We start from the raw sequence: 25509 nt of genomic DNA, 5'->3' as shown, positions 1-25509 counted from the left end.
CGCGATAGCCTATTCACCGACCATTGGAAAAGAGCGATTTCGTCTTGGCTGGTCTTCATTTCCAGCATGTCGCTTGAAATGAGGAAGCTGAGGCTTGAAACAACAACAAGTCATGTCAAACACAGTCAAAAAACCACAATACAACAAATTACCAAGCTTCGGTAATGCTTCGTTAACTATAACGGCTCAGTCTCTTAATTTATTAGGTTAATTTCATATACTTCCAGATGCAGGGCGAGGCTCGAAAATGGCATATGACTGGAGTGGGAATGACATCAAACAGAGGCATTACGACCGCCTGATCGTGGTCGCTCTGCTGGCCATCGTCTCGATTGCGGTGACGGCGCCCTTTATGCTTCGTTTCGAAACACAGACGATGAAAGGAGAGCGGATCGAAATCCGCTCACCGGTGGTCATGGAAGACACGCACGCTATCCAGCTTGCGCGCTCGTAACCAGCTCGAGATGCAGAACGCGCGGTGACAGCACCTGCATCATCGCATCCGAACGACCGATATAGACCACGGCGGTGTCCTTCATGCCGCTCAGCACTCCCACCAGCCGGTCGATCGTATGCTTCTCCAGACCTTCCAGCAGATCGTCGATGAACAACCAGCGCGGCTTTAACAGAAGCGCGTTGGCCACCCGAATACAGGCCTGCTCGTCGGAATCGAACTTCTGGTCCCAGCGAATATTGTCGTTCATCCGCGGAATGATATGGCCTAGGCCGCAGGCTTCCATCGCGGCCAGAAACTCTTCTTCCGTGAACTTCTGCGGCGCACGCGGATAGGAGAGAATCTCGCGCAATGGCGCCGCCGGCATGTAGCCGTGCTGAGCAATGAACAGCGTCTCGTCGCGCGGCGGCATGGTGATCTTGCCGCGCCCCCAGGGCCAGAGCCCGGCAATCGCCGCAAAGAACAGCCGTCGGTTCACGCCCTGGTCTCCGTCGATCACCACACGGTCGCCAATGGCGATCTCGACAGGAGCTTCGCGCAGCCTGAAGCTGCGCGCCATCTCCTTGCCTCCCGCTTCAGGACTGATTTCGACGGATGAAAACCGCACGACATCGGTCGCGGAACGTTCGAGATCGATGGCGTTTTCGTGCCTCTCGACGCTGTCCATCTGGATCAGCGCATTGCGGAAGATCGACACGCGTTGCAGCGTCGCCTTCCAGCTGGCGATCGGGCCGAAGTTGTCGATGTACCAGCGCAGCGCCACATTCACCTGGTTGAAGGCGCCCACCGCCATCATCAGCCCGCCAAACGTCAGGTTGCCGGAGAAGTAGACGGGCGCGGCAATCAGGATCGGCGCGACGATGGCAAGCCAGCCATAACCGGCAGACACCCATGTCAGATGCGTCAGTCCCATGGCGAGCCCGCGAATGACGACCAGCACCGCGTCGATATCCTGGCGAATGCGGTGACGCTCGTTCTTCTCGCCGCGTGAAAGGGTGATGGCCGTCAGATTTTCGCTCGCCCGCATCAATGAGAAGCGCAGCTCCGCTTCTTTGGAATAGCGCTCGGCATTCAGCGGCACCAGCCGGTAGCCGACAATGTTGGAAAGCAGCGAGGCCGATCCCGCATAAAGAAGGGCCGCCCAGACCATGTAGCCCGGGATCGCCACCATCTTGCCGCCGATCTCGATGGCAAAGCCCGCCGAAAGCCCCCAGAGCACGCCAATGAAGCTGACGAGAATTATCGTGGCGTTGACGAGACCGATGGCAAGTGCGGTGCTGCTTTCGGCCAGGTTGCGCACATCCTCATGCAGACGCTGGTCGGGGTTGATGGAAATGGTGCCGAAGCTTGCAAGCTTGGCGGCGCGGCCGGGTTTCAGCCACTGCTCCACCATGTCTTTCGCCAGCCCTTCGCGCATGTTCAGCGCGGTCATCTGGTTCAGCCATGTCTGGAAGACGTTGAGAAGCAGCAGGCACCCGGCGATGATGGTGAAGACTTCCAACTGGTGAATGAAGGCATTGAGGTCGCGCCGCTCCAGCGAATTGTAGAAGGGCGCGTTCCATTCGTTCAGCCTCACCTGCCCGTAGGCGGTCACGAGAATGATGGTCAGCAGACCGCAGGCCAGAAGGATCAGCCGGGATCGCACCGGAGATGTCCAGAAGGCACTGCCCATCATCCGCATCTGCGCTCTGAAATTGAGATCGAATCGCGCGTAGGCAGCCATCTCCTCAGGAGAATTTCCTTGCGTTTTCAATTCATTACCACTTTCCCAAATCACAGAATCGCGCTGACTGACAAAGACCAAGTCTGTGCCCTAGCGATGACAGCAATATCACTAAGCTGATACTTGTCTACACGACCTCAAGAACACCCCTGACGCGCCCTTTGAAATACAGCGGCGACGAATGCACGACGGGACCGAAATGTTCCTTGCATTATGCGCGTGCATTGCACAAAGTCAGGGCAATAGAGGGGGCGGAACAATCCGCAAATGCCGGAAATATAAGGTAATACATGTCGATCAAGGCGAGCATCTATCATCTGACGCATTATAAATATGACCGGCCAGTCCGCCTCGGACCCCAGATCATAAGGTTGAAACCGGCGCCGCATTCCCGCACCAAGGTCATCAGCCATTCGCTGAAGGTCACGCCCTCCAATCATTTCGTCAATCTGCAGCAGGATCCTTACGGCAACTTCCAGGCCCGCTTCGTCTTTCCCGATCCGGTCACCGAGTTCAAGATCGAGGTCGATCTCGTCGCGGATATGACGGTCTATAATCCCTTCGATTTCTTCGTCGAAGAAAGCGCCACCAAATGGCCCTTCGACTATCCGGAAACGCTGAAGGACGATCTGTCGATCTACCGCAAACCGGAAGAGACGGGTCCGCTCTTCGATGCGCTGATGGCCACCATCGACAAGACGCCCGGCCAGACAACGGTCGATATGATTGTCGGCATCAATGCCAAACTTCAGCAGGCCATCGGTTACGTCATCCGCATGGAGCCCGGCGTGCAGACCCCGGAAGAAACGCTTCTGTCGGGCAAGGGCTCCTGCCGCGATACCAGCTGGCTTCTGGTGCAGGTGCTGCGCCGCCTCGGGCTTGCCGCCCGCTTCGTCTCCGGCTATCTCATTCAGCTCGCGCCGGATCTGAAGGCGCTCGATGGACCGTCCGGCACGGAAGTGGATTTCACCGATCTGCATGCCTGGGCGGAGGTCTATCTGCCGGGTGCCGGCTGGGTCGGTTTTGACCCGACATCGGGGCTTCTGACCGGCGAAAGCCATATTCCCTTGTCGGCCACCCCGCATTATCGCAACGCAGCGCCGATCTCCGGCGGCTATTTCGGCGAGGCCAATACGGAATTCGCCTTCGACATGAGGGTCACGCGCGTTGCCGAACATCCGCGCATCACCAAGCCTTTTTCGGATGAAAGCTGGGAAGAGCTGAATGCGCTTGGCGAAACCGTCGATCGCGCGCTCATCGCACAGGATGTGCGCCTCACCATGGGCGGCGAGCCGACCTTCGTCTCCATCGACGATTTCGAATCCGAGGAATGGAACACCGGCGCCGTCGGCCCGACCAAGCGGCAGAAGGCGGATATCCTCATCCGCAAACTGCGCGAGCGCTTTGCCCCCAACGGCTTCCTGCATTATGGCCAGGGCAAGTGGTATCCGGGCGAAACTCTGCCGCGCTGGACCTTCTCGCTCTATTGGCGCAAGGACGGCAAGTCTGTCTGGCGCAATCCCGATCTGGTGGCCCAGGAAGGTCAGGATACCGGCGTCAGCTCCACGGACGCCGAACGTCTTCTCACCTCGATTGCCGGCCATCTCGGCATCGAGCCCGATCTCGTGCTACCCGCCTATGAAGACACGGCGGAATGGCTGATCAAGGAAGCCAACCTTCCCGACAATGTCGATCCCTCAAACTCCAAGCTCAAGGACCCGGAAGAGCGCAGCCGCCTTGCACGCGTCTTCGAGCGCGGCCTGACGGAGCCGACCGGCTATATTCTGCCCGTGCAGGCGTGGAATGCGCAAAGCTCCGGCCACAAGCGCTGGGTCAGCGAGCGGTGGAAGACGCGGCGCGGCAAGATCTTCCTGGTGCCGGGCGATAGTGCCGTCGGCTACCGCCTGCCGCTTGGAACCCTGCCTTACGTTCCGCCGTCCGCCTTCCCTTACATTCACGAGGCTGATCCCTCGATTCCCCGCGGCCCTCTGCCGGACGCCTTGCCGCCTTCGGCGCATGCCCCATCGCCTTCGGCACGCAGTATGCCGGAAGCTTCCTTCCAGGCAGGCGATGCCCCAAATCTCGGCCGCAACGAACAGGTCATCAGCGATATCGCCGGAACGGTCCGCACCGCGCTGTCCGTCGAAGCGCGCGATGGCAGGCTCTGCGTCTTCATGCCGCCGGTCGAACGCATCGAGGATTATCTCGACCTCATCGCATCCGCCGAGGCTGCCGCCACCGATCTTGGCCTGCCCGTCCATATCGAGGGCTACGCGCCCCCGCATGACGAGCGCATGAACGTTATTCGCGTCGCACCCGATCCCGGCGTCATCGAGGTCAACATCCATCCGGCCGCAAGCTGGAAGGAGTGCGTCGATATCACCACCGCGATTTATGAGGATGCCCGCCAGTCGCGCCTTGGCGCCGACAAGTTCATGATCGACGGTCGCCACACCGGCACCGGCGGCGGCAACCATGTGGTCGTCGGTGGCGCAAACCCCAATGACAGCCCGTTCCTGCGCCGTCCGGATCTGTTGAAGAGCCTCGTGCTGCACTGGCAGCGCCACCCCTCGCTCTCCTACCTCTTCTCCGGCCTCTTCATCGGCCCCACCAGCCAGGCACCGCGCATCGATGAAGCGCGCCACGACAGCATGTACGAGCTGGAAATCGCCATGGCCCAGGTGCCGGCACCGGGCGAAGGCGTGCCGCCCCTGCCGTGGCTGGTCGACCGTCTGTTCCGCAATCTTCTGGTCGATGTCACCGGCAACACCCACCGCTCGGAAATCTGCATCGACAAGCTGTTTTCGCCCGATGGCCCGACGGGTCGTCTCGGCCTTGTGGAATTCCGCGGTTTTGAAATGCCGCCGAATGCCCGCATGTCGCTTGCCCAGCAATTGCTGGTGCGCGCGCTGATCGCCCGTTTCTGGAAGAACCCGATCGGTGGCAAGTTCGTCCGCTGGGGTACAGCGCTTGCTGACCGCTTCATGCTGCCGCACTACATCTGGACGGATTTCCTCGACGTTCTCGCCGATCTGAGAGAAAACGGTTTCGACCTGAAGCCGGAGTGGTTCGTCGCCCAGCTCGAATTCCGCTTCCCCTTCTTCGGCGAGGTGGAATATGAGGGCTCGAAGCTGGAACTGCGCCAGGCGCTGGAACCCTGGCATGTCATGGGCGAACAGGGTGCCATCGGCGGCACGGTGCGCTATGTGGATTCCTCTGTCGAGCGCCTTCAGGTGCGCCTCGAAACCACCAATCCGGCCCGCTACACCGTGTCCTGCAATGGCCGCGCCGTGCCCTTGAAGCCAACGGGCGAATCCGGCGTTTCGGTCGCAGGCGTGCGCTTCAAGGCGTGGCAGCCGGCAGCCGGCCTGCACCCGGTGCTGCCGGTCAACTCGCCCTTAACATTCGATATTTATGATACATGGTCGAACCGTTCGATCGGTGGCTGCATCTATCATGTTGCCCATCCGGGCGGGCGCAACTATGACACCTTTCCGGTCAATGGAAACGAGGCGGAAGCGCGTCGCCTGGCGCGTTTCGAGCCTTGGGGCCACACGGCCGGTCAATATACCGTCTGGCCGGAAGCGGTGTCGCCGGAGTTTCCGCTGACACTCGATCTGCGACGCCCGCAAGGAGTATAAGGTGGCGAAGGCACCTGCAACGGAACGCAAGACCGGAGAAACCGGCATGGGATCCATGCTGGGCTATCGCGCGTTGCCGGGCGTTGCCGATGAAATGCTGGATATAGACGGGCGCATCCGCCCCGTCTGGCAGCCCTTCGTCAATGCTCTTTCGCGCATGGACGAGCGTGAACTGCAAGATCGCTTCTCGCGTACCGACCGGTATCTGCGCGATGCCGGCGTTTTCTATCGCGACTATAGCGCTCAAGGCGTCGGCGGTGGCGGCAGCGAACGCAACTGGCCGATCTCGCATGTCCCGGTTCTGATCGATGATGCCGAATGGCAGGTCGTCACCAAAGGCCTCGTCCAGCGCGCCAATCTGCTCGAAGCCGTGGTCGCCGATATCTATGGCGAGAACACGCTGGTGCAGCAGGGCTACGTGCCGCCAGCCCTCATTGCCTCCAATCCGGAATTTCTGCGCCCCATGGTCGGGGTAAAACCCGCCAACGGCCATTACCTGCACTTCTGCTCCTTCGAGATCGGCCGTGGCCCCGACGGCAACTGGTGGGTTCTGGCCGATCGCGCCCAGGCACCCTCCGGCGCGGGCTTCGCGCTCGAAAACCGCGTCGCCACCACCCGCGCCTTCTCCGATATCTATGCGGAGGCGCATGTCCATCGCCTCGCCTCCTTCTTCGGCGCGTTTCGCGATACGCTGCAATCGCACCGCCAGCATATGGATGAGCGTATCGCGGTCCTGACCCCCGGTCCGGCCAGCGAAACCTATTTCGAGCATGCCTATATCGCCCGTTATCTCGGTTTCATGCTCCTGGAAGGCGAAGACCTGACGGTCGTCAACAACCGCGTCATGGTCCGCACCGTCGCCGGCCTCAAGCCCGTCGGCGTCTTGTGGCGGCGCCTCGATGCGTCCTATGCCGATCCGCTGGAGCTCGACCAGAACTCCCATATCGGCACGCCCGGCATGGTGCAGGCGCTGCGCGCCGGTTCGCTCAACATGGTCAATGCGCTCGGCAGCGGCATCTTGGAAACCCGCGCACTGCTTGCCTTCATGCCCGCCATCTGTCGCCATATCCTCGGCGAAGATCTCGCCATGCCGTCGATTGCCACATGGTGGTGCGGCCAGCCGACGGAGCGTCAGCAGGTGGCCAGCAATATCGAGCGCATGGTCATCGGCCCCGCTTACTCGCGCCTGCCCTTCTTCGACGACAACGGGCAGTCGGTGCTGGGTTCGAGCCTGCGCGAAACCGCCAGGGATTCGATCAGCGATTGGCTCGCAACCGACGGCCACAAGCTCGTCGGCCAGGAAGTCGTCACGCTGTCCACCACGCCTGCCTTCGTCGATGGCAAGCTTGTGCCACGGCCCATGAGCCTCCGCGTCTTCGTTGCCCGCACCCAGGATGGCTGGCAGGTGATGCCCGGTGGCTTTGCCCGCATCGGCCGCAGCAACGATGTCGCGGCCATCGCCATGCAGGCCGGAGGTCGCGCGGCGGACGTCTGGATCGTCAGCGACAAGCCGGTGGAGCGCACCACGCTTCTGCCCCCGGAAGAAAACTTCATCCGCAATATCCCCGGCAGCCTGCCAAGCCGTGCGGCCGATAATCTCTTCTGGCTCGGCCGCTATATCGAACGCTCCGAAGGCGCGCTGCGCATCCTGCGCGCTTGGCACGCACGCTATGCCGAATCCGCCGATCCGAAGCAGCCGCTGCTTGCCCATGTCACCGACTATCTGGAAACCGTCGATATCGACGTGGAGGAGCCCGTCCCCTCCAGCCTGATCGCCAACATCAACAGCGCCATCTATTCCGCCAGCAACATCCGCGACCGTTTCTCGCCGGATGGCTGGCTGGCACTCAACGATCTGGCGAAGACCGCACGCCGCTTTCACAGCAAGATCCATGCGGGCGACGACGCCACCCATGCCATGACCATTCTGTTGCGCAAGGTCGCGGGCTTTGCGGGTCTCGTGCATGAAAACATGTATCGCTTCACCGGCTGGCGCTTCCTGGCGATCGGGCGCTATCTCGAACGTGGCCTGCACATGACACGGCTGCTGGCGCATATGGGCGGGCCGGAAGCACCCGACGGCTCCTACGACATGCTGCTCGAAATCGGCGACAGCGTCATGACCCATCGCCGCCGCTACAATGTGAATACCGCCGCGCTGACCGTCATGGATCTTCTGGCGCTCGACCCGCTCAACCCCCGCTCGATCCTCTTCCAGCTGAACGAGATCCACGCCGAGGTCGAGCAATTGCCCAACGCATCCGTCAACGGCCAGATGTCGCCCTTCTGCCGAGAGGCGATGCGCATTCAGTCCACGCTTGCGGTCATGACGTCGGAAAATCTCTCCGGCGATGTCTTCCGTCAGCTGGAGAAGGATCTCGAACGGCTTTCCGATATTCTCGCGCAAACCTATCTCGGATAGTCGATGCTCTACGATCTCTCGCTGCATATGGGTTATGTCTACGACACGCTGGCCTCCGGCGCGCGCCACATCATCCGTGTCACGCCGCTTTCCATTCAAGGCAGGCAAAGGCTGGTCGCGTCTGCTCTCACCGTCTCGCCGACGCCCGAAGAGCGTACCGTCTTCGACGACTTCTTCCACCAGAGCGCCACCTCGATTTATCTGCGCGCATCCCACGACAAGCTCGACATCCGCATGCAGGCCCGCGTGTCGGTGGAGAGCCCGTCGCTTACGGCGGATCTCTCGCCGCCGCTCGACAGGCTGCAGGCGGAGCTTTCCAGCATCAACTCGCTGGACGCTGAGGCCCCCCACCATCTGGCAGGAGCCAGCCCCCGGATCGGCGAAGATGCGGCGATTGCGTCTTACGCGCGTGAAACGGCCAAGCCTGGCATGACGGTGCGCGAAATTGCCTTTGCGCTATGCAAGCGCATCTACAAGGACTTCAAATATGATGGCGAGGCCACCACGGTGGATACGACACCGGGCCAGGCCTTCAAGCTGAAGCGTGGCGTCTGCCAGGATTTCTCCCACATCATGATTTCAGCACTGCGCAGCCTCGGCATTCCCGCCGGCTATGTCAGCGGCTTCCTGCGCACCATTCCCCCACCCGGCAAGGAGCGGCTGGAAGGCGCTGACGCCATGCATGCCTGGGTGCGCGTCTGGTGCGGCGAAGCGGACGGCTATATCGAACTGGACCCGACCAACGATATCCTTGCCGGCAGCGATCATATCGTCGTCGGCTATGGCCGTGATTATGCCGATGTGGCACCCGTCATCGGCGTATTGAAAAGCTACGGCAACCAGAAGATTACACAAGCGGTCGATGTCGTCCCGGTCAGTTGATCATCACCCTTTCAACCGCCTATGCCATCCTTCACCGATCGAGAGTTGTCTGCGGTAGAACAGCTGCAAGTAAAAAGCGTCAAAAATATAACTATTATCAAATAAAACGCCTCATCACTCAAACTCGAGTGTGTAAGTTAGCAAATCATCAATAAAGCGTCGGTAAGCCTGCCCCTTATAAAACAAGGCGATAGCTGGGTGTTGGCCGAATGATGATGGGACGGACGTTTAAAAGGTTAATTGCCGACAAGCGCGGCAACTTCGCAATTCTGACTGCACTTGGTCTGCCGCTCCTCTTTGGTGCCGTTGGCGCTGGCATGGAAACCACCCGCGTCATGCAGGTGAAAAACGACATGCAGACCGTGCTCGACAGCGCAACGCTTGCTGTAGCCACCCATGCCCGCATCGACGAGGGCAAGAAGTCCGATGCAGAATATGCCGCCGAGGTAAGGCAGCGCCTGGAGAACTACGGGGTCGACGACGATGACGACGCAAGCGCCAGTGGAAACGGAAAAGGGAACGGGAACGGGAACGGGGCGGATAAGGGCAAATCGAAGAAGAAGAAACCTGAAGTCGACGCGATCGCGGAACGCTCCGACAACAAGAAGGGAACCGCCTTCAAAATTTCCGGTACCATCAGCCGGCAAGTCGAACTCAACCCTCTGATGGGTTTCTTGGGCTTTCAGACCATAACCTTGAGAGTCAGCAGCACCGCCCAAAGCTCCTTCAGTAAAGGTGCGGCCCTGTCTCTCTATCTGGTGCTGGACCGCTCCGGCTCCATGTCCTTCAAAACGGACACGGTGAACAAGAGCAAGGATACCTGCTCCAACTATTCGGAAAAGTCCTGGCCAAGAGCAGAATCCAACAAGCCGTGCTACGTCAGCAAGATGCAGTCGTTGCAAGAGGCAGTGTCTTATTTGATGGACACGCTGAACAAGTCCGACCCATCTTATAAAGATCACGGCAATCCGGAATCGGAGCTGGTTCGCACTGGTGCCATCGCCTATAACGACGTGCCCTTCGCGGCGCGCCAGTTGAGCTGGGGAACGTCCTCTGCCCGCTCCTATGTCAATGCCATTCCGCAATATCCGACCGGTGGTACAAATGCGGCCGTCGCGCTCAACACAGCCTTCACGGCGCTGAAAAGCAGCAATTCCAACGAGAAGAGAGAGCACGACAAAAACGGTAACAACGCGTTTCAACGCTATGTCGTGCTGATGACGGACGGCGAAATGACGAGCACGGCGATCGACAGCCAGGTGCGCTCCACCTGCGCTGCGGTCAAGGCAGACGGCATCCAGATCTTCACCGTCGCATTCATGGCTCCCGCAAAGGGCAAGTCGCTGCTGCAATATTGCGCTAGCAGCGCGGATAACTACTATGATCCGAATAACATGGAAGAGATCGTGGCCGCCTTCGGCGAGATCGCCCGAAAGGCCGCAAGCCTCCCCACACGCCTGCTCAACTGACCTCCAGTTCACTCGATAAGTTTGCCAAGCGCGTGGCGAAAGCTACGCGCTCTTTGCCTTTTAAGAAAGCATTTTAACGCCTCCCTCGGCCCCTTTCTGGGCAATCGCTCCTCTTGCAAAAAGGGCTGTTGCCACAGCCGCTTATCGATGCATAAACTGCAATCGAAGCAGTGCGGCATGTCTGCGAACAGCAAGGCGATTTTCGATCGTGACATGCAACAATGAAAGGATTGAAAGCGTGACGAGCCGCTCCCAAGGATCGCGACGCACTTTGATCGACAGATAGACTCAGGCCCTCTCCTCCCATCAAGGTGCTGACCGACCCATGATCAACAAACTTGCCACCAACGACCTTCCCCGCCCCGCCCCGCGCAGTTCCGAACCGGATGTGCTTGCCTCTGAAATCATCGAGCGCCTCACCTACCGCATCGGCAAGGACGTCAAGGTCGCAAAGCCGCATGACTGGTTGACGGCCACCATTCTCGTCGTTCGCGACCGCATCATCGACAAGTGGATGGAATCCACCCGCAAGGCCTATCAGAACGATTCCAAGCGGGTCTATTACCTGTCGCTGGAATTCCTCATCGGCCGGCTGATGCGTGACGCCATTTCCAATCTGGAACTGATGGAGGAAATTCGCCAGGCACTCACCTCGCTCGGCGTCGAGTTCGACGTGATCGCCGGACTGGAGCCGGATGCGGCCCTCGGCAATGGCGGTCTTGGCCGTCTCGCCGCCTGTTTCATGGAATCCATGGCCACCGTCGATATCGCCGCCTATGGCTACGGCATCCGCTACGTCCACGGCCTGTTCCGACAGCAGATGGCCGATGGCTGGCAGGTGGAATTGCCCGAGACCTGGCTTGCCCACGGCAACCCCTGGGAATTCGAGCGGCGTGAAAGCGCCTATGAAATCGGCTTCGGCGGCACGGTGGAAACCATTGGCGGCTATGAAGATCCGCAGCGCTTCCTTTGGAAACCCGCCGAGCGCATGATCGCCATGGCCTATGACACGCCGGTGGTCGGCTGGCGCGGCACCCGCGTCAACACGCTGCGCCTCTGGTCCGCCCAGCCCATCGATCCGATCCTGCTCGATGCCTTCAATGCCGGCGACCACATCGGCGCGCTGCGTGAAAGCAACAAGGCCGAGTCCCTCACCCGTGTTCTCTACCCGGCCGACGCGAACCCTGCCGGCCAGGAACTGCGCCTGCGCCAGGAATACTTCTTCTCGTCCGCCTCGCTGCAGGACATTCTGCGCCGCCACCTGCAGCAATATCCGGACTTCACCAATCTCCCGGACAAGGTCTCCATCCAGCTCAACGATACCCATCCGGCCATATCCATTGCCGAGATGATGCGCCTTCTCTGCGACGTGCATGGCATGGATTTCGAAGAGGCCTGGACGATCACCCGTGGCACCTTCTCCTATACCAACCACACGCTTCTTCCCGAAGCGCTGGAAAGCTGGCCGGTGCCGCTGCTTGAGCGGCTTCTGCCGCGCCACATGCAGATCATCTACGCGATCAATGCCAACACGCTGATCTTCGCCCGCAAGGAAAAGAAGCTTTCGGATGGCCAGATCCGCTCGATCTCGCTGATCGACGAAGGCGGCGAGCGCCGCGTGCGCATGGGCAATCTCGCCTTTATCGGCTCGCACTCCATCAACGGCGTGTCGGCGCTGCATACCGAGCTGATGAAGGAAACGGTCTTTTCCGACCTGCACATGCTGTTTCCAAACCGCATCAACAACAAGACCAACGGCATTACGCCACGCCGCTGGCTGATGCAGTGCAATCCCGGCCTGACGAGCCTGATCCGCGACGCCATCGGCGATGCCTTCATGGACGATGCCGAGAAGCTTCTCGATCTCGACCGTTTTGCCGAAGATTCCAGCTTCCGCGACAAGTTCGCCGAGATCAAGCGGCAGAACAAGGTGCGCCTTGCCAATACGGTGGCGCAGCGCATGGGCATCCGCGTTGATCCCTCCGCGCTCTTCGATATCCAGATCAAGCGCATCCACGAATATAAGCGCCAGCTGCTGAACCTGATCGAGGCGGTCGCTTTGTACGACCAAATTCGTTCGCACCCGGAACTGGATTGGGTTCCGCGCGTTAAGTTCTTTGCCGGTAAGGCCGCGCCGAGTTATCACAACGCCAAGCTTATCATTAAGCTCGCCAACGATATCGCCCGCGTCATCAACAACGATCCGGCAGTGCGTGGGCTTCTGAAAGTGGTATTTATTCCGAATTATAACGTCTCGCTGGCCGAAATCATGGTGCCGGCCGCTGACCTGTCGGAGCAGATTTCCACCGCGGGCATGGAAGCGTCGGGCACCGGCAACATGAAATTCGCGCTCAATGGCGCACTCACCATCGGCACGCTCGACGGCGCCAATGTCGAGATGCTCGAGCATGTCGGCGAAGACAATATCGTCATCTTCGGCAAGACCGCCGACGAGGTGGCCAAGGCGCGTTCCGAAGGCCACAATCCGCGCGCCATCATCGAAAATTCGGCCGAGCTTGCTCAAGCCGTCTCTTCGATCGCGTCCGGCGTGTTTTCGCCTGACGACCGCTCGCGCTTCACCGGGCTGATGGACGGTCTCTACAACAATGACTGGTTCATGGTCGCCGCCGATTTCGATGCCTATGCGCAAGCCCAGCGCGATGTCGATGCCATCTGGAGCAACCCCTCCAGCTGGTTTGAAAAAACCGTTCGCAATACCGCGCGCATGGGCTGGTTCTCGTCCGACCGGACGATCCGCCAATACGCCACGGAAATCTGGAGAGCCTGATGAAAAAACCGCTCAATTCGGCTGAAGAGAAGACTTTCAACTCCATACCCACGGCCGAAATCGAGGCAATCAAGAGCGGTTTGCATTCAAATCCCTTTGCAGTGCTCGGCGTCCACCAGACGCCGGGCACTCTTGTCGCCCGCTGTTTTATCCCGGGCGCCGAAGAAGTGACGGTCATGACCTTGGACGGCAACGTTGCCGGAGAGTTGACCCGCGTCGATGACGACGGCTTCTTCGAAGGTCCGATCACGATTACCAAGCGCCAGCCCGTGCGTTACCGCGCGCTGCGCGACGACGCTGAATGGGCGGTAACCGACCCCTATAGTTTCGGCCCGGTGCTGGGCCCAATGGACGACTATCTGGTGCGCGAAGGCTCGCACTTACGTCTCTTCGACAAGATGGGCGCCCATCCCCTGAAGCTTGAAGGCGTCGAGGGTTTCCATTTCGCGGTCTGGGCCCCGAATGCGCGCCGCGTCTCGGTCGTCGGCGATTTCAACAATTGGGATGGCCGCCGCCACGTCATGCGCTTTCGCAAGGACACCGGCATCTGGGAAATCTTCGCACCGGATGTCTATGCCGGCTGCGCCTACAAATTCGAAATCATCGGCCCCCATGGCGAGCTTTTGCCGCTGAAGGCCGATCCTTACGCGCGCCGCGCCGAGCTTCGCCCGAAGAATGCCTCCGTCACCACGCCGGAGCTTGTGCAGCAATGGGAAGACGACGCGCACCGCAAGCATTGGGCCAGCATCGATCAGCGTCGCCAGCCGATCAGCGTCTATGAGGTCCACGCTGCCTCCTGGCGCAAGCACCAGGACGGCTCCATGCTCACCTGGGACGAGATGGCCGCCCAGCTCATCCCCTATTGCGCCGACATGGGCTTCACCCATATCGAATTCCTGCCCATCACCGAACACCCCTATGATCCCTCCTGGGGCTACCAGACGACCGGCCTTTATGCGCCGACCGCCCGCTTCGGCGAGCCGGAGGGTTTTGCCCGCTTCGTCAATGGCGCCCACAAGGTCGGCATCGGCGTCATCCTCGACTGGGTGCCGGCCCATTTCCCGACCGACGAGCATGGCTTGAAATGGTTCGACGGTACCGCGCTTTACGAACATGCCGATCCGCGCCAGGGCTTCCACCCGGACTGGAACACCGCGATCTACAATTTCGGTCGCGTCGAGGTCATGTCCTACCTCATCAACAATGCGCTCTACTGGGCGGAAAAATTCCACCTCGATGGCCTGCGCGTCGATGCGGTCGCCTCGATGCTCTATCTCGATTATTCCCGCAAGGAAGGCGAGTGGATTCCCAACGAATATGGCGGGCGCGAGAACCTGGAATCGGTTCGCTTCCTGCAGAAGATGAACACGCTGATCTATGGCAACCATCCGGGCGTCATGACGATTGCGGAAGAATCCACCTCCTGGCCGAAGGTCTCCCAGCCCGTGCATGAAGGCGGTCTCGGCTTCGGCTTCAAGTGGAACATGGGCTTCATGCACGACACGCTGAGCTATTTTGCCCGCGAACCCGTGCATCGCAAGTTCCACCATCAGGAACTGACCTTCGGTCTGCTCTATGCCTTCACCGAGAATTTCGTGCTGCCGATCTCGCATGACGAGGTGGTGCATGGCAAAGGTTCGATGATTGCCAAGATGCCGGGCGACGACTGGCAGAAATTCGCCAATCTTCGCGCCTATTACGCCTTCATGTGGGGCTATCCAGGCAAGAAGCTGCTGTTCATGGGTCAGGAATTTGCGCAGTGGAGCGAATGGAGCGAGAAGGTCTCGCTCGACTGGAACCTCCTGCAATATCACATGCATGAGGGCATGCGCCGCCTAGTGCGCGATCTCAACTTCACCTATCGCTCCAAGGCCGCCCTTCATGCCCGCGACTGCGAGCCGGAAGGCTTCGAGTGGCTGATGGCCGACGATCACGACAATTCCGTGCTGGCATGGCTGCGCCGTGCACCGGGCGAAAAGCCGGTGGCGGTCATCTCCAACCTGACGCCGGTCTATCGCGAGAATTTTTATGTGCCGCTTCCCGCCGCCGGGCGCTGGCGCGAAATTCTCAACACCGATGCCGAGATCTATGGCGGCACTGGCAAGGGCAATGGCGGGCGCGTGCAGGCGGTGGATGCCGGAGGCAGCATCGGCGCGACGCTCACACTTCCGCCGCTCGCCGTCATCATGCTGGAGCTGGAAAACTAATCCGCCTCTCGTCGCAGGGACATGAGGCAGAGGAAAATGAACACGTGATGGGAAACCTTAAAATCTCCCCACACGTTTGAGACCAAGGGAACCGTGGAATTTTATGGGAGGACAGGACCGATGAGTGAAAAGAGAATTCAGCCTCTGGCACGTGATGCAATGGCATATGTGCTGGCTGGCGGGCGCGGCAGCCGCCTCAAGGAACTCACCGACCGCCGCGCAAAGCCTGCGGTCTATTTCGGCGGCAAGGCACGCATTATCGATTTCGCGCTCTCCAATGCGCTGAACTCCGGCATTCGCCGCATTGGCGTCGCCACGCAGTACAAGGCGCATTCGCTGATCCGCCACCTGCAGCGCGGCTGGGACTTCTTCCGCCCGGAACGTAACGAAAGCTTCGATATTCTGCCCGCCTCCCAGCGCGTTTCCGAAACGCAATGGTATGAAGGCACCGCAGACGCCGTCTACCAGAACATCGACATCATCGAGTCTCATGGCCCCGAATATATGGTCATCCTCGCCGGCGACCATATCTACAAGATGGACTATGAATACATGCTGCAGCAGCATGTGGACTCCGGCGCAGACGTGACGATCGGTTGTCTGGAAGTGCCGCGCATGGAAGCCACCGGTTTCGGCGTCATGCATGTCAACGACAAGGACGAGATCATCGCCTTCATCGAAAAGCCGGCCGACCCGCCGGGCATTCCTGGCGATGAGGAAAACGCTCTCGCCTCCATGGGCATCTACGTCTTCCACACCAAGTTCCTGATGGAATGCCTGCGCCGCGATGCCAGCGACCCGAATTCCAGCCGCGACTTCGGCAAGGACATCATCCCCTATATCGTCGAACATGGTAAGGCCGTCGCGCACCGCTTCGCCTCCTCCTGCGTCCGCTCTGATTTCGAACATGGACCCTACTGGCGCGATGTCGGCACCATCGATGCCTACTGGCAGGCCAATATCGATCTGACCGATATCGTTCCGGATCTGGATATCTACGACAAGTCCTGGCCGATCTGGACCTATGCCGAGATCACGCCGCCGGCAAAATTCGTCCATGACGACGAAAACCGCCGCGGCTCGGCGGTCTCCTCCGTCGTCTCGGGTGATTGCATCATCTCCGGTGCATCGTTGAACCGCAGCCTGCTGTTTACCGGCGTGCGCGCAAACTCCTATTCGCGCCTCGAAAATGCCGTCGTGCTGCCAAGCGTGAAGATCGGCCGCCACGCGCAGCTCAGCAATGTCGTGATCGACCACGGCGTCGTCATCCCGGAAGGGCTGATCGTCGGCGAGGACCCGATCCTCGATGCCAAGCGGTTCCGCCGCACGGACAACGGCATCTGCCTGATAACCCAATCGATGATCGACAAGCTGGACCTGTGAGCCTCATGAATGTTCTTTCGGTCACATCCGAAATCTATCCGCTGATCAAGACCGGGGGGCTTGCGGATGTTTCCGGCGCGCTCCCCATCGCGCTGAAAGCCTGCGGCGTTCATACCCGCTCGCTCATCCCCGGCTACCCCGCCGTCAAATCGGCGGTCAAGGACGCCCACAAGGTCGGGGAATTTCCCGATCTTCTGGGCGAACATGCCGATATTCTGGCAGGCGAGCACGAAGGTCTGGACCTCCTGATCCTCGACATTCCCTCGCTCTATGACCGCCCCGCCGGACCCTATCTCGATTCCACCGGCAAGGATTTCGCCGACAACTGGAAGCGCTATGCCGCCCTTTCGCTTGCCGCTGCCGAAATTGCCGCAGGCAAGCTTGCCGGCTGGCAGCCGGATCTCCTGCATGCGCATGACTGGCAGTCCGCCATGGCCCCGGTCTATATGCGCTATGCCGAGACGCCGGAAATTCCAAGCCTGCTGACCATCCACAATATTGCCTTCCAGGGTCAGTTCGGCGCCAATATCTTTTCCGAACTGCGCCTGCCGGCCCATGCCTTTTCCACCGAAAGCATTGAATATTACAACGATATCAGCTTCCTGAAGGGCGGCTTGCAGACGGCAACGGCGCTCAGCACGGTGAGCCCGTCCTATGCCGAGGAAATCCTGACCCCGGATTACGGCATGGGTCTCGAGGGCGTCATCCGCGCCCGCGCCCAGGCGCTGCATGGCATCGTCAACGGTATCGATGCCGAGGTCTGGAACCCGGCAATCGACCATCTGATCCAGGAAAACTATACGGCTGCAAACCTGAAGCTGCGCGCCATCAACAAGGCCGCCGTCGCCAACCACTTCCGGGTCGATCACGACAACGGTCCGCTCTTCTGCGTCATCTCCCGCCTCACCTGGCAAAAGGGCATCGACCTGATTGCCGAGGTTGCGGACGATATCGTCGAAATGGGCGGTCGTCTGGTGGTGCTGGGTGCCGGCGAGATTGCGCTGGAAGGCGCGCTGATGGCCGCCGCCACCCGTCATCCCGGACGCGTCGGCGTTGCCGTCGGCTATAACGAGCCGCTGTCGCACCTGATGCAGGCCGGCTGCGATGCCATCATCGTTCCCTCCCGCTTCGAGCCCTGCGGCCTGACCCAGCTTTATGCGCTGCGCTATGGCTGCGTGCCCGTCGTTGCCCGCAACGGGGGCTTGAACGATACCGTGATCGATGCCAATCACGCTGCTGTTTCCGCCAAGGTCGCCACCGGCGTCCAGTTCTCCTCCGTCACCCCGGAAGGACTGCGCCAGGCGCTCCGCCGCACTATGCGATATTACCGAGACCCGAAGCTGTGGACGCAGATGCAGAAGCAGGGGATGAAATCGGATGTTTCCTGGGAAAAGAGCGCAGGGCTGTATGCCGCGCTTTACACCCAACTTTTGTCGAAAGGCCATTGAATGTCGATCAAGACCGTCCAGACCACGCCGTTTCAGGATCAGAAGCCCGGAACCTCCGGCCTTCGCAAGAAGGTGCCGGTTTTCGCGCAGGAGAACTATGCGGAAAACTTCATCCAGTCGATCTTCGACAGCCTCGAAGGCTTTGCCGGTGAGGCACTGGTGATCGGCGGCGATGGCCGCTACTACAATCGCGAGGTCATCCAGAAGGCGATCAAGATGGCCGCAGCCGCTGGCTTCGGCAAGGTTCTCGTCGGCCAGGGCGGCATCCTCTCCACGCCGGCCGCCTCCAACGTCATCCGCAAATACAAGGCCTTCGGCGGCATCGTCCTGTCGGCCAGCCACAATCCCGGTGGCCCGAACGAAGACTTCGGCATCAAGTACAATATCGGCAATGGCGGCCCGGCCCCTGAAAAGATCACCGACGCCATCTTCGCCCGCACCAAGTCGATCGAAACCTACCGCATCGCCGATGTCGCCGATATCGATCTCGACCGGATCGGGACAAGCGACGTTGCCGGCATGCAGGTGGAAGTCATCGATCCGGTGGCCGATTACGCCACGTTGATGGAAGAACTCTTCGACTTCGGCGCGATCCGCGATCTGATCGCAGGCGGCTTCAAGGTCGTGGTCGATTCCATGAGCGCGGTGACCGGCCCCTATGCGGTCGAAATCATCGAGAAGCGCCTTGGCGCACCGGCAGGCTCGGTTCGCAACTCCGTACCGCTGCCGGATTTCGGCGGCCATCACCCGGACCCGAACCTCGTTCACGCCAAGGAACTCTATGACGACGTGATGAGCCCGGAAGGCCCGGATTTCGGCGCCGCTTCCGATGGCGATGGCGACCGCAACATGGTGGTCGGCAAGGGCATGTTCGTCACCCCTTCGGATTCGCTTGCCATCATCGCCGCCAATGCCAAGCTGGCGCCCGGCTACGCATCCGGCATTTCCGGCATCGCTCGCTCCATGCCGACGAGTGCGGCCGCAGACCGCGTGGCGGAAAAGCTCGGCATCGGCATGTACGAAACGCCAACCGGCTGGAAGTTCTTCGGCAATCTGCTCGATGCCGGCAAGGTCACCGTCTGCGGCGAGGAAAGCTTCGGCACCGGCTCCAACCATGTGCGCGAAAAGGACGGTCTCTGGGCCGTGCTCTTCTGGCTGAACATCGTCGCCGCCCGCAAGGAAAGCGTCAAGGACATCGTCACCAAGCACTGGGCCGAATATGGCCGCAACTATTACTCGCGCCACGACTATGAAGAAGTCGACAGCGACGCCGCCAACACGCTGGTCGCCATACTGCGCGAGAAGCTCGCGACGCTTCCCGGCACAACCTACGGCAATCTGAAGGTCGCCAAGGCCGACGACTTTGCCTATCACGACCCGGTCGATCAGTCGGTCAGCAAGAACCAGGGCATCCGCATCCTCTTCGAAGGCGGCTCACGCATCGTGCTGCGCCTCTCGGGCACCGGCACATCCGGCGCGACGCTGCGCCTCTATGTCGAGCGCTACGAGGCCGATGCGGCCCGCCACACTATCGAAACCCAGGAAGCCCTGGCCGACCTCATTGCTGCGGCAGACACGATTGCCGGCATCAAGAAGCACACGGGCCGCGATGCGCCGACGGTGATTACCTGATCCAAGGCTGGCAGGGTTGGCACGCCCCTCTGCCGTTATGACAGGTGGGCACCCTCCTCTGCCCTGCCGGGTATCTCCCACTCAAGGGGGGAGATCGGCCAGAGGCAAGCTCCCGCTTCGTATCAAGCTTGGTGCTGAAGAAACCTCCTCACGGAGGTAGCGAGAAAACGGAGCGGCCAACCCCAACCCGATCTCCCCCCTTGAGGGGGAGATGTCCGGCAGGACAGAGGGGGGTCCTTCACAAAAAGACCACCAGCGCCCCTGACAAGCTAGACAAGCCGCACCATCGCCCTCGCAAAATGCTCTGGTCTTCGACCAACAAGACGGCGGCGCAAGCCCCACCCACACACCACCAAAGGGACCAGCCCATGCCAACCCACCCAGCGTTCCCCCAAGGTGCAGTCCCCACGCCGACAGGCACCCAGTTTTCCGTCTATTCCCAGAACGCCACGAAAATCGAACTCTGCCTCTACGACGCCAGCGGCAACACCGAAACCGCGCGCCTGCCCATGCAGCGTGACGAGGACGGCATTCACCGCCTCACCGTTGCGCAAGCCACCACAGGCACCCGCTACGGCTACCGCGCCCACGGCCCCTACGCGCCAGACCACGGCCAATGGTTCGACCCCGCGAAACTCCTCCTCGACCCCTACGCAACCACGATCAACCGGCCCTTCCAGAACCACTCGTCGCTGTTCACCTTCGGCGAAGACACCGCCGCGGTCATGCCGAAGGCAGTCGTTTCAGAGGCCCCGATCGTCACCAAGGAAGCACCCCGCTTCACCCGCACCGGCCTGATCTATGAAGTTGCGGTCAAGCCCTTCACCATGCTGCACCCCGACGTGCCGGAAGCCATTCGCGGCACGGTCGCGGCGCTTGCCCACCCCGCCATCATCGCGCATCTGAAAAAGATCGGCGTCAGCGCCGTGGAATTGATGCCGATCACCGCCTGGATCGACGAGCGGCATTTGCCGCCGCTGAACCTTGCCAATGGCTGGGGTTACAACCCGGTCGGCTTCATGGCGCTTGATCCGCGGCTCTGCCCTGGCGGTATCGCCGAACTGCGCGACACTGTCGCCAAACTGCATGATGCAGGCATTGGCGTGATCCTCGATCTCGTCTTCAACCATACGGGTGAGAGCGATCGCTTCGGCTCGACGCTGTCGCTGCGCGGTCTCGACAACCTCACCTATTACCGTCACGCATCCGACGATCCCGGCACGCTGATCAACGACACCGGCACCGGTAATACGCTCGCCTGCGATCACCCACAGGTCCGCCATCTCGTCATCGAAACGCTCCGCCACTTCGTCGCCCACGCCGGCATCGATGGCTTCCGCTTCGATCTCGCCCCCGTTATCGGTCGCACAGCGGAGGGCTTCGATCCGCAAAGCGAAACCTTGCGCCAGATGCATGAAGACCCGCTTCTGGCCGACCGGGTGCTGATCGCCGAACCTTGGGATATCGGTCCCGGCGGCTACCAGCTCGGCAACTTTCCGGCCTCTTTCCTCGAATGGAACGACCGGGCGCGTGACGATATCCGCCGCTACTGGCGTGGCGACGATTATACGATCGGCGCACTCGCCGATGCGCTTGCCGGTTCTGCCCCGATCTTCTCACGCAACGCGCGCACCGAAACCCGCAGCGTCAACTTCATCGCCGCCCATGACGGCTTCACGCTTTTCGATCTCGTCTCCCACGCCCATAAGCACAATGAGGCGAATGGCGAAGAGAACCGCGACGGCCACAATGACAACCACTCCTGGAACAATGGCATCGAAGGCCTGACCGACGATCCGGCGGTCAACGCGGCCCGGATCGCCGACGTCAAGGCGCTGCTCGCCACCCTCTTCGTCACCCGCGGCACGGTGATGCTGACGGCGGGCGATGAAGGCGGGCGCAGCCAGCGCGGCAACAACAACGCCTATGCCCAGGACAACGAGATCACCTGGGTGGACTGGCAAGCCCTTTCCCCGGATCTGATCGACCACACCGCCTTTCTGGCAAAGCTCCGCCAGCGCTTCGCAGTCTTCGGCGAAACCACGTTCTTCTCACCCGACAGCGGCGAGATCGAATGGCTGTCGCCCTTGGGCGACGCCATGCGCGACGAGGACTGGAACCGGCCGGATGCCACGACCTTCGCCATGGTGCTGAACACACTGGACAGGGAGACCGGCAAGACGGTTCGCCTCGCCATCCTGTTCAACCGCAGCCGCAACGCCATTCCCTTTACCTTGAAGGGCGAAGGCTGGAAGCCGCTCGGCGTCGATTTCGGCGTTCCCGCCTGGTTGCCACCCCGCTCCGTCGTCTTCTATGTGGATGCGCCGCGCCTCCTTTAGGGGAGGCCCTCATTCTTTTAGCATCGGCTTTGCGAAATCGGTTCCGATTTCCCGTCCGATGATGTAGCCGTTGATGACACGCATTCACCTGCCCTATAGCGCGTCACCGTCCTATTGGACGCATAAAGACGCTCTATCTCGTAGACTCACCGCATCGTGCTTTCCGAAAATCGATTCCGACTTTCGGGCCGAAACTGTAGAGTCTCCATCATGAAAAGGACCACGCGCTGTGAAAGACGTATCGCTTAGTGAAGTGAAGGGTTTGGTCGGCACGGAAGTGGGAGTATCCGACTGGATCACCGTCGATCAGGCAATGATCAATGCCTTTGCGGGGGCCACGCTGGATGACCAGTTCATCCACACCGATCCTGAACGTGCCAAGGCCGAGAGCCCTTTCGGCGGCACGATTGCCCATGGTTTCCTGACGCTTTCGCTGCTGTCGGCCATGAATTACAGCGCGCTGCCGAAAATCCGCGAACAGACCATGGGCATCAATTACGGCTTCGACAAAGTCACCTTCGTCGCCCCGGTCAAGAGCGGCGCGCGCGTGCGCGGCCGTTTCACCCTGGCGGAAGCCCGCTTTCGCGGCGCATCGATGCTGACCAACACCTACGACGTGACGGTGGAAATCGAAGACGAACGCAAACCGGCGCTCACCGCCCGCTGGACCACCATCTCGCAATTCGATCCAAAGGATAGGCCGGAGGACGCGTAAGGCATGGTCGGCGCAAACGGTTCGACGGTTTGCGATCGCAAAGACCTCAGGCGTTTGACGCGTATCTGAGAGATCGCGACACGTCTTAGAACAGGCAGACGACGGGAGGGCACCATGCCGGAAGCAATCGTTCGAGAAGCATTCCAGACGCAGGCGCAAGCGTGCGATGCGCTGGGTTCTCCCTTCACTGCCAGGCTCTGTCGGCTACTCGCCGAAAAGCTGGACAGCGCGCAAAGTGCGGTTGCCCACACCATCCTCACATGGCCCGGCCCGCCCGGTCCCAGCGACGACTCCGTGCCGCTGCGAACCGCGGGTTCCCTGCATGCGCTGGTTCGCTTAAACCGTATCAGCCCGCTGACCGAACTCGATGACACCGACCTCTGGACCGCCTGCCAGCACGCCTTTCTGGCGCACGAGGCCTTCATCCTAGAGCGGCTGAAGTCCCCGCCGCAAACCAACGAAGTCCGCCGCTCCGCAGCCCTCCTGCCCGGCCTCTTCATCGTCGCCGAGCGCACCGGCAAGCCGCTCATCCTCTCAGAGGTTGGCGCCAGCGCCGGCCTCAACCTCCAGCTCGACCGCTATCGCTACCGCCTTGGCGAAACGGAATGGGGAACGGACAGTCCCGTCTTCCTCTCGCCGGAATGGCGCGGCGAAGCGCCAGCCGTGCCGCCCAGCTTCACCGTCCTCGAACGCGCCGGCTGCGACCTCCACCCCTTGAACCCATCCTCCCCCGACGACCGCCTGCGCCAGCTCTCCTACATCTGGGCGGACCAGACGGACCGCCTGGAGCGCACGCAAAATGCGCTCACCATCGCCGCCGACAATCACCTGCAGGTGGAAAAGGCAGACGCGATCGACTGGCTGACAAGACGGCTCGAAACCTCGAAGCCCGGCGCCACCCATGTCATCTTCCACTCCGTCGCCTGGCAGTATTTTCCAGACAGCCTCAAGCAGAAGGGCGAAGCGCTGATCGCAGAGGCCGGATGCCGCGCCACCCCGGACGCCCCGCTCGCCCGTCTCCAGATGGAAGGCGACGGCCAACCACGCGGTGCCGCACTGACCCTGCAAATCTGGCCCACGGGTGAAAAGCAGGAGATCGGCCGCGCGGACTTTCACGGGCGCTGGGTGGATTGGAAGGGCTGGGTGCGGTGACGGTCACATGGGCCGCGTGCTCAAAGCCAAGCCGTTGTTCGAAGCTCAATCCGGCTCCTGATCGACCGTTGGGTTCGCATGCGCTCCCAATATCCGCGACGCAAGCTGCCGGTCCATCTGCATGCCATCCATACAGGTGTGGAGCCATTCTCTGTCCTGAATCAACGCGACAGCCTTGGAATACGCGCTCGTAACCGTTTCACCGTAAGCGTCTCGAGCTTTCTGCCAAGCCGCAGCAGGAACATCGCCCCACGCAGCAATCATCATCGACAGATCGATAATATCTCTGCTGTAAACGGCCTTATCAGGCCAGCGGTCCGCATTTGCCAAAAGCTTCTCAGCGAACATATCGCTTCTGCTCAGCACCGGGATGCCGTAGCGCTCATCCATCTGCCCGGAAAGATCGATACGACCCTCGCGTACAATCTCGAACTTGATGCGGGTATCGTCCACCTGCACAAAGGTCCGAATACCGTATTGGTCGGCCCGCATGTCTCGCAGAGTTGAAACTCGGCCAATCGACTTCCCAGTCGATTTGGTAAGCCCCGGAAATCCTCTGCTCCACACCGATTCGCGGAGCATCCTGTAGCCTTCCTGAGACGAACAGAGAAAGTCGATATGGACGCTTTCACGATACTCGTCGAGGCTAAGGACGATCGCGGCTCGCCGCCGAAAAAACATTCAGCGCGTTTCAGCAACTCTCCGTCGAGAGAGTTCAGCACGGTCAGGACAGCGTTATGGTGCGGACGGCGGAAAGTACTCATACGTCAGGATGCTATCAGCAAAGGGCCGTATCGCTCAACCAGATCGTCGATCAACGCTTTCTCTTCTGTGGTCAGTGCCTCAGTGTCGACAAAGCGCCAATTGCGCTCGTAGATCGAGAACGCTTCTTCGCCAGTCAAGCACGCGTTCGCGTCCCTGCTCCAGCAGAGCATCTGCAATTGCGGATAATGGCCGACCTGTATCTGCATCATATCCTCTATACAAGGCTCCAGCCGAGGCTCCCAGGCTGCAAACAAGTGCTAACCTGTTCCTCGTCGTCCTGGGGCTCGGCGACGAGGGTCCCTGCTTTCAATGGCTCATGGGTAGTCGGGCCCGGCCCGACCATGACGGGTAGGTCGCGGCTTCAGCCCTTCGCCCAAAAGCTGTATCCTCTATAGCAGACACCATCGCCATTCCTCCAGCCAATTCCAGCGCAAGCACTTGGCGCCATTTGCTCTTCTCCTGCGGGAACCTTCTTCCAGCCCTCACGTT

16 protein-coding genes are annotated in these 25509 nt (G+C 60.5%); 13 read left to right on the top strand and 3 right to left on the bottom strand.

Annotation, left to right across the window (positions count from 1 at the left end; translation table 11 throughout):
• Positions 1-247: 247 nt before the first annotated feature.
• Positions 248-454 carry a hypothetical protein gene (locus tag ACTJK5_RS00615; RefSeq protein WP_062427850.1) on the top strand — a complete coding sequence of 69 codons (207 nt, stop codon included), beginning with the start codon at positions 248-250 and terminating at the stop codon, positions 452-454.
• On the opposite strand, the gene ACTJK5_RS00610 is transcribed toward ACTJK5_RS00615, so the two are convergent.
• Positions 432-2177: an ABC transporter ATP-binding protein/permease gene (locus ACTJK5_RS00610; RefSeq protein ID WP_440611618.1), complete on the bottom strand. Its 1746-nt coding sequence runs from the start codon at positions 2175-2177 to the stop codon at positions 432-434. The two genes, ACTJK5_RS00615 and ACTJK5_RS00610, sit on opposite strands and share 23 nt — an antisense overlap.
• A 290-nt stretch (positions 2178-2467) precedes the next feature.
• Here ACTJK5_RS00610 and ACTJK5_RS00605 point away from each other — a divergent pair, with 290 nt between their 5' ends.
• The 12 genes from ACTJK5_RS00605 (at position 2468) to ACTJK5_RS00550 (ending at position 24255) form a co-directional block, all read left to right on the top strand.
• Positions 2468-5818, top strand: coding sequence for a transglutaminase family protein (locus tag ACTJK5_RS00605; RefSeq protein WP_112520945.1), 3351 nt, complete (start codon positions 2468-2470; stop codon positions 5816-5818).
• 1 nt (position 5819) lies between these two features.
• Entirely contained in the window at positions 5820-8240 is a 2421-nt protein-coding gene (locus ACTJK5_RS00600) for a circularly permuted type 2 ATP-grasp protein (RefSeq protein ID WP_440611617.1), read from the top strand.
• Between the two features lie 3 nt (positions 8241-8243).
• Positions 8244-9122, top strand: coding sequence for a transglutaminase-like domain-containing protein (locus ACTJK5_RS00595; RefSeq protein ID WP_112520944.1), 879 nt, complete (start codon positions 8244-8246; stop codon positions 9120-9122).
• Between the two features lie 209 nt (positions 9123-9331).
• The gene (locus ACTJK5_RS00590; protein ID WP_440611616.1) at positions 9332-10591 is read left to right on the top strand and encodes a vWA domain-containing protein; all 1260 of its coding nucleotides are present in this window, start codon (positions 9332-9334) and stop codon (positions 10589-10591) included.
• A gap of 325 nt (positions 10592-10916) precedes the next feature.
• On the top strand, positions 10917-13379 hold the full coding sequence (locus ACTJK5_RS00585) for a glycogen/starch/alpha-glucan phosphorylase (protein WP_111849410.1): 2463 nt from the start codon (positions 10917-10919) through the stop codon (positions 13377-13379).
• Positions 13379-15586 carry a 1,4-alpha-glucan branching protein GlgB gene (gene glgB / locus ACTJK5_RS00580; protein ID WP_062598901.1) on the top strand — a complete coding sequence of 736 codons (2208 nt, stop codon included), beginning with the start codon at positions 13379-13381 and terminating at the stop codon, positions 15584-15586. Before ACTJK5_RS00585 ends, glgB begins: the two co-directional genes overlap by 1 nt.
• Before the next feature lie 120 nt (positions 15587-15706).
• Positions 15707-16969: a glucose-1-phosphate adenylyltransferase gene (gene glgC / locus ACTJK5_RS00575; protein WP_062427843.1), complete on the top strand. Its 1263-nt coding sequence runs from the start codon at positions 15707-15709 to the stop codon at positions 16967-16969.
• Positions 16970-16974: 5 nt separating this feature from the next.
• The gene (gene glgA / locus ACTJK5_RS00570) at positions 16975-18417 is read left to right on the top strand and encodes a glycogen synthase GlgA (protein WP_062427973.1); all 1443 of its coding nucleotides are present in this window, start codon (positions 16975-16977) and stop codon (positions 18415-18417) included.
• Positions 18418-20049: an alpha-D-glucose phosphate-specific phosphoglucomutase gene (locus ACTJK5_RS00565; protein WP_111849406.1), complete on the top strand. Its 1632-nt coding sequence runs from the start codon at positions 18418-18420 to the stop codon at positions 20047-20049.
• A 368-nt stretch (positions 20050-20417) separates the two neighbouring features.
• On the top strand, positions 20418-22388 hold the full coding sequence (gene glgX, locus ACTJK5_RS00560) for a glycogen debranching protein GlgX (RefSeq protein WP_440611615.1): 1971 nt from the start codon (positions 20418-20420) through the stop codon (positions 22386-22388).
• A 229-nt stretch (positions 22389-22617) separates the two neighbouring features.
• Positions 22618-23103 carry a MaoC family dehydratase gene (locus ACTJK5_RS00555; protein ID WP_116491914.1) on the top strand — a complete coding sequence of 162 codons (486 nt, stop codon included), beginning with the start codon at positions 22618-22620 and terminating at the stop codon, positions 23101-23103.
• Between the two features lie 114 nt (positions 23104-23217).
• A complete protein-coding gene (locus tag ACTJK5_RS00550) occupies positions 23218-24255 on the top strand; it encodes a DUF2332 domain-containing protein (protein WP_440611614.1) in 1038 nt (345 codons plus the stop codon).
• Between the two features lie 45 nt (positions 24256-24300).
• Here the strand turns inward: ACTJK5_RS00550 and ACTJK5_RS00545 are convergent, their stop codons facing one another.
• Positions 24301-24936: a nucleotidyl transferase AbiEii/AbiGii toxin family protein gene (locus ACTJK5_RS00545; protein WP_440611613.1), complete on the bottom strand. Its 636-nt coding sequence runs from the start codon at positions 24934-24936 to the stop codon at positions 24301-24303.
• A gap of 86 nt (positions 24937-25022) precedes the next feature.
• The gene (locus ACTJK5_RS00540) at positions 25023-25226 is read right to left on the bottom strand and encodes a hypothetical protein (protein ID WP_062427972.1); all 204 of its coding nucleotides are present in this window, start codon (positions 25224-25226) and stop codon (positions 25023-25025) included.
• Positions 25227-25509 lie beyond the last annotated feature (283 nt).

This window comes from Agrobacterium sp. 22094, from assembly GCF_052046015.1.
In the GTDB taxonomy this organism is placed as follows: Bacteria; Pseudomonadota; Alphaproteobacteria; order Rhizobiales; family Rhizobiaceae; genus Agrobacterium; species Agrobacterium cavarae.
This window is presented reverse-complemented; position numbering and strand designations above follow the sequence as displayed.